Source organism: Bradyrhizobium sp. 21 (genome assembly GCF_023073335.1).
In the GTDB taxonomy this organism is placed as follows: Bacteria; Pseudomonadota; Alphaproteobacteria; order Rhizobiales; family Xanthobacteraceae; genus Bradyrhizobium.
The window spans coordinates 34,247-50,368 of sequence record NZ_JADPJG010000008.1; the positions used below are offsets into that span (position 1 = coordinate 34,247).

The window sequence follows — 16,122 nt, forward strand, 5'->3', positions numbered from 1 at the left end:
CCGAGGAAGCAGACCCATGGTCTTTTCGACGCGCTTTTCCCGACGCACGCTTCTCAAGGCCTCCGCCGCGACCGCGGTCCTGGGCGGCCTCAGTGCGCCCCATGTGGCCCGCGCCCAGAGCGCCGAGTTCACCTACAAATACGCCAACAACCTGCCGGACACCCATCCGCTGAATTTGCGCGCCAAGGAGATGGCCGCGGCGATCAAGGCCGAGACCAACGGCAAATTCGACCTGCAGATCTTCCCGAACAACCAGCTCGGGTCCGATACCGACATGCTGAGCCAGATCCGCTCCGGCGGCGTCGAGTTCTTCACGCTGTCGGGGCTGATCCTGTCGACGCTGGTACCCGCCGCGTCCATCAACGGCATCGGCTTTGCGTTCCCGGACTACGACACGGTCTGGAAGGCCATGGACGGCGATCTCGGTGCCTTCGTCCGCGGCGAGATCAAGAAGGCCGGGCTCGAGGTCATGGACAAGATCTGGGACAACGGCTTCCGCCAGACCACGTCGTCGAGCAAGCCGATCACCGGTCCTGACGACCTCAAGGGCTTCAAGATCCGCGTGCCGGTGTCGCCGCTGTGGACCTCGATGTTCAAGGCGTTCGATGCGGCGCCCGCCTCGATCAATTTCGCGGAGGTCTATTCCGCGCTGCAGACCAGGATCGTCGAAGGCCAGGAGAACCCGCTGGCGATCATCTCGACCGCAAAACTCTACGAGGTGCAGAAATACTGCTCGCTGACCAACCACATGTGGGACGGCTTCTGGTTCCTGGCCAACCGCAAGGCCTGGAGCAGCCTGCCGGAGGATGTGCGTACCATCGTCGCCAAGAACATCAATGCCGCCGCGGTCAAGGAACGTGAGGATACCGCCAAGCTCAATGCCAATCTCCAGCAGGAGCTCGCGGGCAAGGGCCTGACCTTCAACCAGCCCACCGTCGCGCCGTTCCGCGACAAGCTGCGGTCCGCCGGCTTCTATGCCGAGTGGAAGGGCAAATATGGCGACCAGGCCTGGGATTTGCTGGAAAAGGCCGTCGGCAAGCTGTCGTAACGCGTTGGAGCCGTCATGGCTCATATCGATGTCGAGGTGAGTGGAGTGGCGGGCGAGACGACTGTTCGGTCCCCTCGCCGACCTTCGCTGCTCGCCTCAACGGAGCGCGTACTCGGTCGCCTCGTCGAAATCCCGGCGGCCATTTTGGTGGTCGCCGAGATCGCGATCCTGTTTGCCGGCGTGGTCGCGCGCTATGGCCTGCACCGGCCGCTGATCTGGTCCGACGAGCTCGCCTCGATCCTGTTCCTGTGGCTCGCGATGCTGGGCGCGGCGGTCGCGTTCCGCCGCTCCGAGCATATGCGCATGACCGCGATCGTCGCCAGCACCAAGCCGGCGATACGCGCCTGGCTCGATCTGGTGGCAACCTGCGCGGCGCTGGCCTTCCTGGCGCTGATCGTCTGGCCGTCGTGGGATTACGCCTACGAGGAAAGTTTCATCACCACGCCGGCGCTGCAGATCTCGAATATGTGGCGCGCCGCGGCGCTGCCGGTCGGCATCTGCCTGATGGCAGCGTTCGCGCTGTTGCGGCTGCTGCGTGCAGCCGATTACCGCATGGTGCTGACAGCCGTGGTGTCCGTTGCCCTCGTCGTCGGCTTGTTCTGGCTGGCGCAGCCTTATCTGCGGCCGCTCGGCAATCTCAATCTCGTCATCTTCTTCGTCGGCGTGGCCGGCTTCTGTGTGTTCGCCGGCGTTCCCATTGCGTTCGGCTTCGGCCTTGCCATCTTCGGCTATCTGGCGCTGACCACGCGCACGCCGGTCATGGTTCTGGTCGGGCGGATGGACGAGGGCATGAGCCACCTCATCCTGCTCTCGGTGCCACTGTTCGTGTTTTTGGGGCTTCTGATCGAGATGACCGGCATGGCGCGCGCCATGGTGGCGTTCCTGGCGAGCCTGCTCGGCCATGTCCGCGGCGGCCTGCATTACGTGCTGGTCGGCGCCATGTACCTGGTCTCCGGCATCTCCGGCGCCAAGGCGGCAGACATGGCCGCGGTCGCACCCGTGCTGTTTCCGGAGATGAAGCAGCGCGGCGCCAAGCCGGGCGATCTCGTTGCGCTCCTTGCGGCGACGGGGGCCCAGACCGAGACCATTCCGCCGAGCCTGGTGCTGATCACGATCGGATCGGTGACGGGCGTCTCGATCGCCGCGCTGTTCACCGGCGGCCTCCTGCCCGGCGTGGTGCTCGCGATCACGCTGTGCATGCTGGTGTGGTGGCGCTACCGCCACGAGGACATGAGCCACGTCCGCCGCGCCACGGGTTGCGAGATCGGCAAGACCTTCATCATCGCCCTGCCCGCGCTCGCGCTGCCCTTCGTGATCCGCTACGCCGTGGTCGAGGGCATCGCCACCGCCACCGAAGTCTCCACCATCGGCATCGTCTATGGCGCCTTGGTCGGCCTCCTCGTCTACCGCCGCTTCGACTGGCGGCGGCTGTTTCCGATGCTGGTCGAGACGGCGGCTTTGTCGGGGGCAATCCTCCTGATCATCGGCACTGCGACCGGCATGGCCTGGGGGCTGACGCAATCCGGCTTCTCGCGCTCGCTGGCCTCCGCCATGACTGGATTGCCCGGGGGAGCGGCGACCTTCATCGCCGTCTCGATCCTGGCCTTCACCATCCTCGGCAGCGTGCTGGAGGGCATCCCGGCGATCGTGCTGTTCGGGCCGCTGCTGTTTCCGATTGCGCGCGCCGTCGGCGTCCACGAGGTGCACTACGCGATGGTGATCATCCTTGCGATGGGCATCGGGCTGTTCGCCCCGCCCTTCGGGGTCGGCTATTATGCCGCCTGCGCCATCGGACGCGTCGATCCGGCCGAAGGCATCAGGCCGATCTGGGGCTATCTGCTGGCGCTGCTGGTGGGATTGATCGTCGTCGCGGTCTTCCCCTGGATATCGATCGGATTCCTTTGAGACGCTTTTGAGGAGGTATCGATGAGCGAGCGGCAGAACCAGTACAATACCGGCCTCGACAAGACGCCCGCCAACTACGTGCCGCTGAGCCCGTTGAGCTTCCTCGCGCGCAGCGCCGCGGTCTATCCCGATCATGTCAGCACGGTCTACGAGGGGCGCAGCTTCACCTGGGCGCAAACCTACGCGCGCTGCCGACGTTTTGCGTCTTATCTCGCGCGCAAGGGCATCGGCGTCGGCGACACCGTCGCGGCGATGCTGCCGAACGTTCCGGCGATGAACGAGGCGCATTTCGCGGTGCCCATGACGGGTGCCGTGCTCAACGCGCTCAACATCCGCCTCGACGCGCCCTCGATCGCGTTCCAGCTCGACCATGGCGGCGCCAGGATCATCCTGGTCGATCCGGAATTCTCTAGCGTGATCACCGATGCGCTCGCGCAGATGAGCGGACCAAAGCCGTTCGTGGTCGACGTCGACGATTCCGCGTTCAAGGGCGGCAGCCGTATCGGCGAGATCGAGTACGAGGCCGCCGTCGCACAAGACGATCCGGATTTCGCGGCGATCCCGCCGAGCGACGAATGGGACGCGATCGCGCTGAGCTACACATCTGGCACCACGGGCAATCCCAAGGGCGTCGTCACCCATCATCGCGGCGCCTATCTGAATGCCGTCAGCAATATCCTCGCGGGCAATCTCGGCCAGCATCCGGTCTATCTCTGGACGCTGCCGATGTTTCACTGCAACGGCTGGTGCTTCCCCTGGACCATCGCGGCGGCAGCCGGCATCAATGTCTGCCTGCGCAAGGTCGAGCCGACAAAAATCTTCGCGCTGATCAAGCAGCACGGCGTCACCCACATGTGCGGCGCGCCGATCGTCTACAATACGCTGATCAACGCACCGGATGCGCCGAAGGGCGCCGCCGCGCGCCAGGTCGTCGGCCTGATCGCCGGCGCGGCGCCGCCCGTCGCCGTGCTCGAAGGCGCCGAGAGCATCGGCATCAAGCTGACGCACGTGTACGGCCTGACCGAAGTCTACGGCCCCGCCTCCGTCTGCGCCGAGCAGCCCGGCTGGGATGACCTGCCCGCAGCCGAGCGCGCCAGCCTGAAGCGGCGGCAGGGCGTGCCCTACCCGCTCGAGGAAGGCGTCACCGTCATCGATCCCCAGACCATGAGGCAAGTACCGCGCGACGGCGAGACCATCGGCGAGGTTATGTTCCGCGGCAATATCGTCATGAAGGGCTACCTCAAGAACGACAAGGCGACGAAGGACGCCTTCGAAGGCGGCTGGTTTCACACCGGCGACCTCGGCGTGCTCGACGCGCACGGCTACGTCATCATCAAGGATCGCTCCAAGGACATCATCATCTCCGGCGGCGAGAACATTTCCTCCGTCGAGGTCGAGGACATCCTCTACAAGCACCCGGCCGTGCTGTTCGCCGCCGTGGTCGCAAAGCCCGATCCGAAATGGGGCGAAGTGCCCTGCGCCTTCGTCGAGCTGAAGGACGGCGCCAGCGCGAGCGAAGCCGACATCATCGCCTTCTGCCGCGCGCATATGAGCGGCTTCAAGACGCCGAAGGCCGTGCTGTTCGGGCCGATCCCGAAAACATCGACGGGAAAGATCCAGAAATTCCTGCTTCGCAACGAAATGGGATCGGCGAAGGCGATCTCGACCTGAGCGAACCCTGGGGAGCCGTCCGCCCGCACGCCGGACGGCGGCGGGCGAAAGACCTCTCCCTCGTTACATCTTCTTGTAGGCCTCGATCAGCGCCTGGCCGTCGGGCCCTGCTTTCTTGAGCCAGTCGGAGGTGAGCTGTTCGCCGATCTTCTGGAAGCCGGCCTTGAGTGCGGGCGTCGGCGGTTCGACGGTCATGCCCTTCGCCTTGAGCTGATCGATGTACCAGGTGCTCTTGTCCTCCCAGGCCTTCCAGCCGCGCGTTTCCGCGGTCGCGGCGGCCTTGAGAATGGCCTCCTGGGTCGGCTTGTCGAGCGCGTCGAACGCGGCCTTGTTGACGAAGGTGTAGTCCTTCGGGATCCAGGCTTGCACGTCATAGAAGTACTTCAACGACTCCCATGCCTTCGCATCGTAGCCCGTGCCGCCCGACGACATGAAGGAATTCACGACCCCGGTCGCAAGTGCCTGCGGCAGCTCGGCGGCCTGGATGGTGACGGACTGCGCGCCGACCAGCTCGCCAATGCGCGCGGTTCCAACGTTATAGGCCCGCCATTTCAGGCCTTTCATGTCTTCGATCGTCGCAAGCGGCTTGTTGACATAGACGCCCTGTGGCGCCCACGGCACGACGAACAGGAGCTTGAGACCCTGCGCATCGAGCTTCTTGGCAATCAGCGGCTTCGACGCCTGATACAGTTTCATCGCCGCCGGGAAGCTGGTCGCGAGAAACGGCACCACGTCGATCCCGAACACCGGATCCTCGTTCTCGTGGATCGACAGCAATACTTCGCCCATCTGCGCCTGCCCAGTCATCACCGCGCGCTTGATGTCGGGTGCCTTGAACAGCGAGGCGCCGGGATGAACCGTGATCTGGAGCTTGCCGGACGTCGCGGCATCGACGTCCTTGGCGAACGCGACCAGATTCTCCGAATGCGGATTGTCGGCGGGATATGCTGCCGGCAAATTCCATTTGGTCTGAGCCAAAGCGGGTGTTACGGCCAGCATGACGCCGGCTATCAGGCCTGCACGGGCTAAACGAGACTTCATCGGACTTCTCCTCACGGTCAATTTGAAACTTGGCGCGATCAGTCGGGGAAAGCGAGCTTGGGCAGAAACAGAACGATCTGCGGATACTCCGTGATGATGAACACCGCGGCCAGCAGCAGCACAAAGAACGGGAATGCCGCCCGCGCAACGGTGAAAGTGTCGCGCCCGCTCATGTTCTGGAGCACGAACAGATTGAAACCGACCGGCGGCGTGATCTGAGCCATTTCGACGTGGATGATGAGATAGACGCCGAACCAGACCAGGTCGAGACCGGCCTGCCTGACCATCGGCAGCACGATCACGGCGGTCAGAACGATCATCGAGATGCCGTCGATCAGGCAGCCGAGGATGATATACATGACGCTCAGATACAGCGCGAGCATGCCAGGCGTGAGCTGTTGGCCCTGGACCCAGGTGGCGAGTGCCGCCGGAATGCCCGTATAGGCCATCGCAGCCGTGGTGTAGGCTGCGCCCGCCAGGATCAGCATGATCATGCAGGTCAGGCGCGTCGCGCTCATGATGCTTTCGAGGAAGTTCGTGCGCGAGAGCGTGCCGCTCCACCACGCCAGCAGCAGCGCACCCGTGACGCCCCACGCGGCGCATTCCGTCGCCGTCGCAAAGCCGAGCACGAGCGAGAGGAAGACCGCCAGGATCAGCAACAGGCAGGGCGCAAGCCTGGCCGACGCGCGCAGCTTCTGGCGAAACGACATCGGGGGATCACGCGGCGGAACCTTCTTCGGGTTCAGCAGCGACCAGATGATGATGTAGCCGGAATAAAGCACCATCACGAGCACCCCCGGCAGAAAACCGCCCAGGAAGACCTGAAGCACGGAGACATTCGCCGTGACCGCATAGACCACCATCGGGATCGACGGCGGGATCAGGAGTCCGAGCGTGCCGGAGCCCGCGAGCGAGCCGAGACTCAAGCCCTTGTCGTAGCCACGCTTGTCGAGCTCGGGTAGCGCGATCTTGCCGATGGTCGCACAGGTCGCCGCCGACGAGCCCGACACCGCCGCGAAGATACCGCAGCCGATCACGTTGACATGAGTCAGGCGCCCGGGCAGCCACTGAACCCAGGGCGACAGGCCCCGGAACATTTCTTCCGACAATTTGGTACGGAAGAGGATCTCGCCCATCCAGATGAACAGGGGCAGTGCCGCCAGTGTCCACGACGAGCTGGCGCTCCATGTCGTGGTAGCGAGCACCGCGCCGAGCGGCAGGCTCGTCGTCAGCGCCATCGCCACGAATCCGACGAGGCCGAGCGAGACCGCGATCCAGACGCCGCTTCCCAGCAGCAGGATCATGACGCCGAGCAGGACGAACGCCAGCTCGATCATGCCGAGATTGGCCATCGTCAACCTCCGCCGCCCTGCGAGATGCGCTCGATGAATTCGTCCGGGGTCTCGTCCGGCGAGCCCTTCTCGTAGCTCGGCCGGTTGCCGCAGACGACACTGACCATTTCATCAATGAGCGCGATCGACAGGATCACAAGCCCGCCGGCAAACCCGAGCTGCGGAATCCAGAGCGGAAGGGCGACGACGCCCTGCGCCACGTCGTTGAAGCGCCAGGAATCATAGGTCATCTGCACGGCATGCCAGGTGAAATAGAGGATGAAAGAGGTGGCAATACCGAGCGCCATGACCTCAGCAACCTGCTTGGTGCGCCCGTGCAGACGCTCCAGCAGCATGCCGACGCGGATCATCTCCCCGCGCTTGAAGGTGTGAGCGAGTCCGAGAAAAGCCATCGCGGCCATGCACCAGGACGCGAAATCATCGCCGGCGGGAATGTTGATCGCAAACTGGCGCCCGACCGACATGACCATCATGATTGCGAAGATCGCAACCATGAAGACGCCGGCAGCGTAGCCCGCACCGAGATAAAGGAGATCCAGGGCGCGTCGCACCAGTCCTCGGTTCGTTACATCGTCCCCTGCCAACGCGATCCCCAATCCTCACACGAGGCGATTCAAACGGCCTTGGCGATTGCAGACCGCGTGCCAGTTCCTGCTTGAATATCGCCCCTGCCCCAGCGCCTGTCTTTCAGACGTTAGATCAACATGATGGGTCAGGCGCAAGCAAGGAGTATGCCGGCCCGTGCCGGAATTTCTACCGCAGGTTCAGCGCGTTTCCAGCCGCAGCCCGTCATACGCGGGCACCACTCCCGCCGGCAGCGACTGCCGGATGACCTCGTAATCGACGTCGGCGGTCATGTTGGTGATGACGGCGCGCTTCGGCTTGAAGCGGTCGATCCAGGACAACGCGTCGTTGATGCTGAAATGGCTGACATGGCTGGTGTAGCGCAGGCCGTCGACGATCCAGAGGTCGAGGTTTTCCAGTGCGCCAAAACTCTCGCGCGGGATGTCGTTGAGATCGGGCGTGTAGGCGGCGTCGCCGATGCGATAGCCCAGCGCGGGAATGTTGCCGTGCTGCACCAGGAAAGCGGTCATCGTCACCGCGCCGCCCTTCCCCTCGATGGTCTGGCTTTCGCCGGCCTCGATCGATTGGCGCGTCAGGATCGGCGGATAGTCGCTGCCCTCCGGCGAGACGAAGCAATAGGAGAACCGCGACATGATGTCGTTCGCAGTCGTTTGGTTGAGATAGGTCGGAATCCGCCGGCGCATATGCATCACGACCGAACGCAGATCGTCCATGCCGTGAGTCTGGTCGGCGTGCTCGTGGGTCAGGAACACCGCGTCGATGTGGTCGACATTGGTCGAAAGCAATTGCTCGCGCAGGTCCGGCGAGGTGTCGATCACGATGCGCGTGGTGCCCTCGCCCGATGTCTGCTCGACCAGCAGAGAGCAGCGGCGGCGGCGGTTCTTGGGATTATTGGGATCGCAGGCGCCCCAACCGAGCGCCGGGCGCGGCACACCGGCGGAGGAGCCGCAGCCCAGGATCGTCAGCGTCAGAGTCATGCGGCCCCCAACCTCAAGCTTTCACCCTGGAAAACAGGCGAAAGAAGTTTTCGCTTGTCTGGCGCGAGATCTCATCAAACGACACACCGCGGGTTTCGGCGAGCACTTTTGCGACCTCGACCACATAGGCCGGCTCGTTGCGCTTGCCTCGGAACTTCCCCGGCGCAAGGTAGGGCGAGTCTGTTTCCACCAGAATACGATCGGACGGCAGTTCGGCCGCAAGCGCGCGCAAGGCGTCCGACTTCTTGAAGGTCAGGATGCCCGTGAAGCCGATATAGAGCCCGAGCGACACGGCCTTCAACGCCAGCGCGCGTCCGCCGGTGTAACAATGCAACACGGCGCGAAACGATCCCTTCGCAGCCTCCTCCTCCAGGATACGGCCGCAATCCTCGTCCGCCTCGCGGGTGTGGATCACCAGCGGCAAGCCGGTGGCGCGCGCGGCAGCGATGTGGGCGCGAAACCCCCTCGCCTGCGCCTCCGGTGCGCCATTGTCGTAGAAATAATCGAGCCCGGCTTCGCCGAGCGCGACCACCTTGGGATGCTGCGTCAGCGCGATCAGCTCGTCCGGCGCAATGCCGTCCTCCTCGTCCGCGTTGTGCGGATGAGTGCCGACCGAGCAATAGACGTCGTCATAGCGCTCGGCGATGGCGAGAAGCTGATTCAGCTTGCGCACCCGCGTCGAGATCGTGACCATGCGGCCAATGCCGGCCGCCCGCGCCCGCGACACGATCCCGTCGAGATCTTCCGCAAAGTCGGGAAAATCCAGATGGCAGTGGCTATCGACCAGCATCGTGCCAGCGCCTCACGCCGCCGGTTCGGTGTAGCGCGGGAACGCCGGCGTCGGTGCTGGCAGGGTCGCCCCCGGCGCGATACGCCTGGCGCCGCCGAGCATCGCAAAATTGCGCTCGCCTTCGGGGATGCCGAGGCTGTCGAGCAGCAAGCCCGAGGCGGTCGGCATCGCCGGCTGGGCCAGGATCGCGATCTGGCGCACGACTTCGGCGGTGACATAGAGCACCGTCTTCTGTCGCGCCGGATCGGTCTTGGCGAGCGCCCACGGCGCCTCGCCCGCGAAATAGCGGTTGGCCTCCGCGACCACCGCCCATACGGCGTTGAGCCAGTGATGGATCTGCTGGCCCGCCATGGCGTCGCGTGACGCGGCGATCATGCCGTCGGACATCGTCAAAATCGCCTTGTCGTTGTCGCTGAATTCGCCGGGCTCCGGCAGCACGCCACTGAGCTGCTTGGCAATCATCGACAGCGAGCGCTGCGCGAGATTGCCGAGGTCGTTGGCGAGATCGGCATTGATGCGCGCCACGATGGCCTCGTGATTGTAGTTGCCGTCCTGTCCGAACGGCACCTCGCGCAGGAAGAAATAGCGCATCTGGTCGACGCCGTATTGGTCGGCGAGGTTGAAGGGGTCGACCACGTTGCCGACCGACTTCGACATCTTCTCGCCCCTGCTGAACAGGAAGCCGTGGGCGTAGACCCGCTTCGGCAGCGGAATCCCGGCCGATAGCAGGAAAGCCGGCCAGTACACTGCATGAAAGCGGATAATGTCCTTGCCGATGACGTGAACATCAGCAGGCCAATAGCCCCAGTTCTTGTCGCTCTCGTCGGGAAAGCCGACGCCGGTGATGTAATTGGTGAGCGCATCGACCCAGACATACATCACGTGCTCTTCGTCACCGGGGACCTTGACACCCCAATCGAACGTCGTGCGCGAGATCGAGAGATCGCGCAGGCCGCCTCGTACAAAGCTCACGACCTCGTTCTTGCGCGAGTCGGGACCGATGAAATTGGGCTGCGTCTCGTACAGCTTGAGCAGCCTGTCCTGATAGGCCGACAGGCGGAAAAAGTAGCTCTTCTCCTCGACCCATTCGACCGGTGTGCCCTGCGGCCCGAGCCGCACGCCGTCGTCGTTCAGGCGCGTCTCGTCCTCGGCGTAATAGGCTTCGTCACGCACCGAGTACCAACCGGCATAGATGTCCGCGTAGATGTCGCCGTTTGCTTCCATGCGCCGCCAGATCTCCTGGCTGGAGCGATGATGCTGCTCCTCGGTGGTGCGGATGAAACGGTCAAACGACACGTTCAACCTCTCGTCCATCTCCTTGAAACGAGCGGCATTGCGGGTGGCGAGTTCCGCGGCGGACATGTTTTCACTGGCCGCTGTCTGGACCATCTTCTGGCCGTGCTCGTCGGTGCCGGTCAGGAAGAACACGTCCTTGCCGTCGAGCCGCGCAAAGCGCGCCAGCACGTCGGTCGCAATCGCTTCATAGGCGTGGCCGATATGCGGACTGCCATTGGGATAGGCGATCGCGGTCGTGATATAGAAGGCGTTGTCGCGCGCGAGGCCTGCGACGGTCGCGGTAGCCTGCGGTGCTGCGACGGGCTTCGGCGCGCGCGGCGTCTTCGGCTTCAACACCTTTGGCTTCAACACCTTGGGCTTCACGGTCTTGGGCGGAGCGGCGACGGGAGCCGGAGCTGCAATCACGGCAGGTGCGGTCACCCTCGGCTTCTTGGCCGTTTTCTTCGCCGGAGCCTTGGCTGGCTTCTTGGCGGTGCTCTTCCCTACCTTCTTGGCGGCGACTTGCTTATTCGCAGCCTTCTTGCCCGCCTTATTTGATGTCTTCGACGCGCTCTTCTTCACGCCCTTCTTCACGCCTTTCTTGGCGGCAGTCTTCTTGACTTTCTTGGCACCTTTGCGCGCACTCGCCTTCTGAGCCTTCTTCGCGGCCTTCCTGACGGCTTTCTTCGCAGCCTTCTTCTTGCTGCTCTTGGCCTTGGCGATTTTCTTAGCTCGTGTTGCCACGATGAATTCCTTTACCGGCTTCTCGAATTTGGAAACGAACCTGGGTTAGGTTATTGTTTAGAGCATGATCCTCTGGGGAAACCGCTGCGCACTTTTCCGGATCATGCTTTAGCGCGTTGCGTCCGCCAGCCAGCCGAACACCGAGAAAACCAAGGGCTTTCGCTCCAGATTATAGGTTTCGGTGTCGCGCGCGGCGCGGACGATCTTTTCCCATACCTCAGCTAGGCGCGCAAGGCGCGGCAGGTTCTGGTTGGCATTGGCCTCGTCGGCGTGCAGGCGTTCCGCGATCCAGCGATCGATGCCGTCGATGAAGGCGGCAAGCGCGACGCGGTCGCTGATGGGAAGCGAATCGCCGAGCGTGTGCAATTCGCGCGGATCGACCTGCGGCAGTCGCGCCAGCAGCGCCGCCGTGCGTTGCTGGAGCTTCAGGGCATCACCGCCGAGCAGAGTCAGCGCCCGCGCGACGCTGCCCTCGGAGGCCTCCGCCGCCTCGCGCAACGCCGGATCGTTCGGGTCGAGATTGGCGGTGGCGGCGGCTGCACCAATCACATCGTCAGTTGCGAGCGCACGCAGACGCAGCTTGCGGCAGCGCGACTGGATCGTGGCGAGGACGCGGGCCGGCGCGTGGCTCACCAGCAGGAACAGCGATTGCTGCGGTGGTTCCTCGAGAATCTTCAGCAGCGCGTTGGCGGCATTCGGATTGAGCTCGTCGACGGTATCGACGATGCAGATTCGCCAACCTTCGGCCGCTGCGGTCGAGCCGAAGAAGCCGATCGTCTCGCGCGTCTCGTCCACGGTGATCACGGTGCGCATCACGCCGCGGTCGTTGGCAGTGCGCTCCAGCGTCAGCAGGCCGCCATGCGAGCTCGCCGCAACTTGCCGCGCCACCGCGTTATCAGGATCGATGGCCAGATCTTCGGCGCGCTGCACGGCCGCGGCCCGCGGCTGGCCGTGAGCGAGCACGAAGCGCGCCATCCGATACGCCAGCGTCGCCTTGCCGATGCCTTGCGGCCCGCCGATCAGCCAGGCATGCGGGATGCGCCCGCTGCGATACGCGGCAAGCAGCGCGGTCTCGGCCTCGCGATGGCCGAACAGACGGCTCGTCTCGCGCGGATGAGGAATGGCGGTTTCGCGCTCGGTCTGGCGCGGGCTCATACGGACACCACTGAGGCCGGCGTCGGAAGGAGACGATCGCGCAGCGCGGCCCAGATGCGTCCGGCAACCGTATCGGGATCGGAATTGGCGTCGATCAGCACGCAGCGCGCCGGATCGTCCGCCGCGATCTTGCGATAGGCCTCGCGCAGGCCCTGGTGGAAACCGAGCTGCTCGGCCTCGAACCTGTCTGGCGTGCCGCTGCCGCGGCGTGCGGCCGCGCGCTGCAGGCCGATCTCGACCGGCAGGTCGAGGATGATGGTGAGGTCCGGCTTGAGATCGCCGATCGTAACCCGCTGCATCGCGTTGATCAGCGCCGCCGGCACGCGGCCGAGGCTGCCCTGATAGGCCCGCGTCGAGTCGGCGAAGCGATCGCACAACACCCAGGTGCCCTGGTTGAGCGCGGGCTGGATCACGGTGCGGACATGGTCGTCGCGGGCGGCCGCAAACAGCAGCGTCTCGGCCTCGGGCCCGAGCAGCTTGCCCATCCCCGACAGCACCAGATGGCGCATGATCTCGGCGCCCGGCGACCCACCCGGCTCGCGCGTGACGAGGATGCGCATCCTTGCCGCCTTGAGACGGTCGGCGAGCTTCTTGATCTGGGTCGACTTGCCCGTCCCCTCGCCGCCTTCAAAGGTGACGAAGCGTCCGCGTCCGGACGGCCACTTTACCGCGCTTTCACTCATGATCAGAGCTTCTCGGCGCCCGCGCGGAACATGCCGATCACGAGCTCGCTGGCGCCGTCGATCGCGCGCCGCATGGTCGAGCCGGTGCCGATCGCGTCGGCGGCATAGACCGGGGTCTCCACCGCGATGTTGCCGCTGCGCCAGACCCTGATCACGCCGACCTTCTGGCCGGCATCGACCGGCGCGCGCACCGGACCGTTATAGACGACGCGCGCGATCAACTTGTCGCTGCCGTTCTTGTGCACCATCACTTTCACGGGCGTCTTGGCGACCAGCTTCAACGAGCGGCTCTCGCCGCCGAACACCTTGGCGTAGCCAACCGGCTGGTCGGCCGCGATCAGCGTGCGGGTCTCGAAATTGCGGAAACCCCATTCCAGCATCTTCTTGGCTTCCGTGGCGCGATCCTCCGGGTCTTCCAGCCCATTGACCACGACGATCAGCCGCGTGCCATTCTGCACGGCAGAACCGACCATGCCGTAGCCGCCTTCCTTGGTGTAGCCGGTCTTCAACCCATCAGCGCCTTCCATCGAATTGAGCAGCGGATTGCGGTTGGGCTGGCGGATCTTGTTCCAGGTGAACTCCTTCTCGCCGAACAGTTTGTAGAATTCGGGAAAGTCGAGAATGATGTGCCGGGCGAGGATGCCGAGCTCGCGCACCGTCATCTTGTTGCCGGGGTCGGGCAGGCCGTTGGAATTGCCGAAGGTCGATTTCGTCATGCCGAGCTCGCGGGCGCGCTTGGTCATGAAATCGGCGGCAAAGATCCGTTCATTGCCGGCGATGCCTTCGGACAGCGCGATGCAGGCGTCGTTGCCGCTCTGGATGATCGCGCCGTGCAGGAGATCGTCGACCGAGACCTTGCTGTTGATGGCGGCGAACATCGTCGAGCCGCCGGAGGGCGCACCACCCTTGCGCCAGGCATTCTCGCTGATCCGGTACTCGTCGGACGGCTTGACGTCGCCCTTCTTGATGGCGTTGAAGACGACCTCCGCCGTCATCAGCTTCATCATGCTGGAGGGCGCGCGCAGCTCGTCGGCGTTCTTCTCGAACAGCACGCTGCCGCTGGAGGCCTCGATCAGGATCGCGGTCGGGGCATCGCCGTCGAAGCCGGCATCTTCCGCCTTCTTGGCGCCTTGGACGCTCTGGTTGGCGGCGTAGAGCGCCCCGCCCCAGCCAACGCCGGCGATCAGAACCGCAGCGATCAGCCCGCGCGCCAGCGCTCCGGCGGTGAACCGGGTGCGATCAAACGAAGAAAGACGAAATGCCATGGCCAAGCCCTGAGAGCGGCGTTCTAACAGTTGGAACCGGTGCGAACAACACGGGGCTGGCCGCTTGTCCCGAGATTGCACGATTCTCCTCGCGCCCCTATCGTGGCACCTGACATTTCCCGACCAAACCCCTGAAACAAGGCGGAAAAGCGATGTCCTCCACCCGCATGATCAAGGCCAACGGGATCGACCTGTTCATCCGCGAAGCCGGTCAGGGTCCGCTGGTGGTGCTGTGCCATGGCTGGCCGGAACTGTCCTACTCTTGGCGCCACCAGATCCCGGCGCTGGCCGAGGCCGGGTTTCGCGTCGTCGCCCCCGACATGCGCGGCTATGGCCAAAGTTCGGCGCCGCTGGACGTGACGTCCTATTCGATCTTCGACACGGTCGGCGATGTCGTCGGCCTCGTGCAGGCACTCGGCGAAAGCAAGGCCATGGTGGTCGGCCACGACTGGGGCGCGCCGGTCGCCTGGCATGCGGCGCTGTTCCGGCCCGACATCTTCACGGCGGTCGCCGGCTTGAGCGTGCCGCCGCCGTTCCGCGGCCGCGGCAAGCCGCTCGACCTTCTGCGCCAGGGCGGCATCACCAATTTCTATTGGCAGTATTTCCAGACCCCTGGCGTCGCCGAAGCCGAGCTCGAGCATGACGTCGCCCGCACCATGCGCATCGTGCTCGGCGGGCGCGGCCTTGCCGATCCGTCCGCGGCCATGTTCGTGCAGGAGGGCAAGGGCTTTCTCGGCCACGCGAGTGCCGAGGAGCCGCTGCCGGACTGGCTCAGCGAGGCGGACCTGGCGTACTTCACCGAAGCCTTCCGCCCGTCCGGCTTTCGCGGCGGGCTGAACTGGTATCGCAATCTCGACCGCAATTGGGAGCTGACGGCGCCGTGGCAGGATGCGCAAATCCACCAGCCCTCGCTGTTCATTGCCGGTTCGAAGGACGCCGTCATCACTGGACTGATCGGAGCCAAGCGCGTCAACGAGCTCGAGCGTGTGCTGCCCAATCTGACGCGAAAACTGATCATCGAAGGCGCCGGCCATTGGGTGCAGCAGGAGCGGCCCGACGAGGTCAACGACGCGCTGGTCAGGTTCTTGCGCGAGCATGCGCAAGGCTAGCGCGCAATGTGCTTCCGCATTTCGATATGCGCAGGGCTGCTTTCGCCGTCCTCAATAAAGCCGAGCCGGACATAGAGACGTCGCGCCGCCATGTTGCCTGCGAGGACTATCAACGTGAGCAACGTTGCGGACCGTTCTCGCGCCGCCGCTTCGACGGCGTTGATAATTTTGGTGCCGACCCCCTGCCCGCATTCGGACGGCAGCAAGCCGATGTCGATCACATGCCAACGCTGGCTCGCGCAATGCAGCAGTAGCCGTCCGATCGCCTGGTTCCCCTTGACAATGATGAGTGAAAGGGCGTCGGGATACTGCGTGGAATAACCACTGCTCTGGGTGCGAAACTGCTGGTCGAGCACGCGATCGAGCATGGGGCTGGTCAACCCCGCGGCGACGAATGTGTCCCCGCGTATCCGGCCGAACAGGTGGCGGAGGAAATCATGGTCGGCGGGCGACGCCGGTCGAAGCTGCAGGCTTGCGTCGTCGGGTAGGATGCGAAGCGCTGAGCCCTGCCCTGTCGCCATT

General features: G+C 64.4%; 14 protein-coding genes. 4 read left to right on the forward strand and 10 right to left on the reverse strand.

Annotated elements, in window-relative coordinates:
• The first annotated feature begins 16 nt into the window (after positions 1-16).
• Genes IVB31_RS12035 through IVB31_RS12045 form a run of 3 tightly spaced genes read left to right on the forward strand, consistent with a single transcriptional unit; the run spans position 17 to position 4,624 of the window.
• Positions 17-1,048 (forward strand): TRAP transporter substrate-binding protein, encoded by a 1,032-nt coding sequence (locus tag IVB31_RS12035; RefSeq protein WP_247322212.1) that lies wholly within the window; start codon positions 17-19, stop codon positions 1,046-1,048.
• Positions 1,049-1,063: 15 nt separating this feature from the next.
• A complete protein-coding gene (locus tag IVB31_RS12040) occupies positions 1,064-2,953 on the forward strand; it encodes a TRAP transporter large permease subunit (RefSeq protein ID WP_247322215.1) in 1,890 nt (629 codons plus the stop codon).
• A 21-nt stretch (positions 2,954-2,974) separates the two neighbouring features.
• Positions 2,975-4,624: an acyl-CoA synthetase gene (locus tag IVB31_RS12045; RefSeq protein ID WP_247322217.1), complete on the forward strand. Its 1,650-nt coding sequence runs from the start codon at positions 2,975-2,977 to the stop codon at positions 4,622-4,624.
• Positions 4,625-4,687: 63 nt separating this feature from the next.
• Here the strand turns inward: IVB31_RS12045 and IVB31_RS12050 are convergent, their stop codons facing one another.
• The 9 genes from IVB31_RS12050 to IVB31_RS12090 all read right to left on the reverse strand — a co-directional run bounded on the left by IVB31_RS12050 (position 4,688) and on the right by IVB31_RS12090 (position 14,491).
• A complete protein-coding gene (locus IVB31_RS12050) occupies positions 4,688-5,665 on the reverse strand; it encodes a TRAP transporter substrate-binding protein (protein WP_247322220.1) in 978 nt (325 codons plus the stop codon).
• 38 nt (positions 5,666-5,703) lie between these two features.
• On the reverse strand, positions 5,704-7,017 hold the full coding sequence (locus IVB31_RS12055; RefSeq protein WP_247322223.1) for a TRAP transporter large permease subunit: 1,314 nt from the start codon (positions 7,015-7,017) through the stop codon (positions 5,704-5,706).
• A gap of 2 nt (positions 7,018-7,019) precedes the next feature.
• On the reverse strand, positions 7,020-7,613 hold the full coding sequence (locus IVB31_RS12060; protein ID WP_247322224.1) for a TRAP transporter small permease: 594 nt from the start codon (positions 7,611-7,613) through the stop codon (positions 7,020-7,022).
• A 168-nt stretch (positions 7,614-7,781) separates the two neighbouring features.
• A complete protein-coding gene (locus IVB31_RS12065; protein ID WP_247322227.1) occupies positions 7,782-8,579 on the reverse strand; it encodes an MBL fold metallo-hydrolase in 798 nt (265 codons plus the stop codon).
• Positions 8,580-8,592: 13 nt separating this feature from the next.
• On the reverse strand, positions 8,593-9,369 hold the full coding sequence (locus IVB31_RS12070; protein ID WP_247322229.1) for a TatD family hydrolase: 777 nt from the start codon (positions 9,367-9,369) through the stop codon (positions 8,593-8,595).
• Positions 9,370-9,381: 12 nt separating this feature from the next.
• Complete coding sequence (metG, locus tag IVB31_RS12075) at positions 9,382-11,388, reverse strand: methionine--tRNA ligase (RefSeq protein WP_247322232.1); 2,007 nt, start codon at positions 11,386-11,388, stop codon at positions 9,382-9,384.
• Between the two features lie 108 nt (positions 11,389-11,496).
• Positions 11,497-12,543: a DNA polymerase III subunit delta' gene (locus tag IVB31_RS12080; protein WP_247322234.1), complete on the reverse strand. Its 1,047-nt coding sequence runs from the start codon at positions 12,541-12,543 to the stop codon at positions 11,497-11,499.
• Complete coding sequence (gene tmk, locus IVB31_RS12085) at positions 12,540-13,226, reverse strand: dTMP kinase (protein ID WP_247322236.1); 687 nt, start codon at positions 13,224-13,226, stop codon at positions 12,540-12,542. Before tmk ends, IVB31_RS12080 begins: the two co-directional genes overlap by 4 nt.
• Positions 13,227-13,228: 2 nt before the next feature.
• Complete coding sequence (locus IVB31_RS12090) at positions 13,229-14,491, reverse strand: D-alanyl-D-alanine carboxypeptidase family protein (RefSeq protein WP_247322238.1); 1,263 nt, start codon at positions 14,489-14,491, stop codon at positions 13,229-13,231.
• 152 nt (positions 14,492-14,643) lie between these two features.
• Here IVB31_RS12090 and IVB31_RS12095 point away from each other — a divergent pair, with 152 nt between their 5' ends.
• Positions 14,644-15,600, forward strand: a complete 957-nt coding sequence (locus IVB31_RS12095) for an alpha/beta hydrolase (RefSeq protein ID WP_247322241.1) — start codon at positions 14,644-14,646, stop codon at positions 15,598-15,600.
• Here the strand turns inward: IVB31_RS12095 and IVB31_RS12100 are convergent.
• Positions 15,597-16,121 (reverse strand): GNAT family N-acetyltransferase, encoded by a 525-nt coding sequence (locus tag IVB31_RS12100; protein ID WP_247322243.1) that lies wholly within the window; start codon positions 16,119-16,121, stop codon positions 15,597-15,599. The genes IVB31_RS12095 and IVB31_RS12100 overlap by 4 nt on opposite strands.
• Position 16,122 lies beyond the last annotated feature (1 nt).

Excerpts from the sequence above, each read along its gene's own strand:
- IVB31_RS12065 (WP_247322227.1), bottom strand. The coding sequence starts at position 8,579 with ATGACTCTGACGCTGACGATCCTGGGCTGCGGCTCCTCCGCCGGTGTG.
- IVB31_RS12090 (WP_247322238.1), bottom strand. The coding sequence starts at position 14,491 with ATGGCATTTCGTCTTTCTTCGTTTGATCGCACCCGGTTCACCGCCGGA.
- IVB31_RS12040 (WP_247322215.1), top strand. The coding sequence starts at position 1,064 with ATGGCTCATATCGATGTCGAGGTGAGTGGAGTGGCGGGCGAGACGACT.
- IVB31_RS12035 (WP_247322212.1), top strand. The coding sequence starts at position 17 with ATGGTCTTTTCGACGCGCTTTTCCCGACGCACGCTTCTCAAGGCCTCC.
- IVB31_RS12095 (WP_247322241.1), top strand. The coding sequence starts at position 14,644 with ATGTCCTCCACCCGCATGATCAAGGCCAACGGGATCGACCTGTTCATC.
- IVB31_RS12080 (WP_247322234.1), bottom strand. The coding sequence starts at position 12,543 with ATGAGCCCGCGCCAGACCGAGCGCGAAACCGCCATTCCTCATCCGCGC.
- IVB31_RS12070 (WP_247322229.1), bottom strand. The coding sequence starts at position 9,369 with ATGCTGGTCGATAGCCACTGCCATCTGGATTTTCCCGACTTTGCGGAA.
- tmk (WP_247322236.1), bottom strand. The coding sequence starts at position 13,226 with ATGAGTGAAAGCGCGGTAAAGTGGCCGTCCGGACGCGGACGCTTCGTC.
- IVB31_RS12055 (WP_247322223.1), bottom strand. The coding sequence starts at position 7,017 with ATGGCCAATCTCGGCATGATCGAGCTGGCGTTCGTCCTGCTCGGCGTC.
- IVB31_RS12100 (WP_247322243.1), bottom strand. The coding sequence starts at position 16,121 with ATGGCGACAGGGCAGGGCTCAGCGCTTCGCATCCTACCCGACGACGCA.
- IVB31_RS12045 (WP_247322217.1), top strand. The coding sequence starts at position 2,975 with ATGAGCGAGCGGCAGAACCAGTACAATACCGGCCTCGACAAGACGCCC.
- IVB31_RS12050 (WP_247322220.1), bottom strand. The coding sequence starts at position 5,665 with ATGAAGTCTCGTTTAGCCCGTGCAGGCCTGATAGCCGGCGTCATGCTG.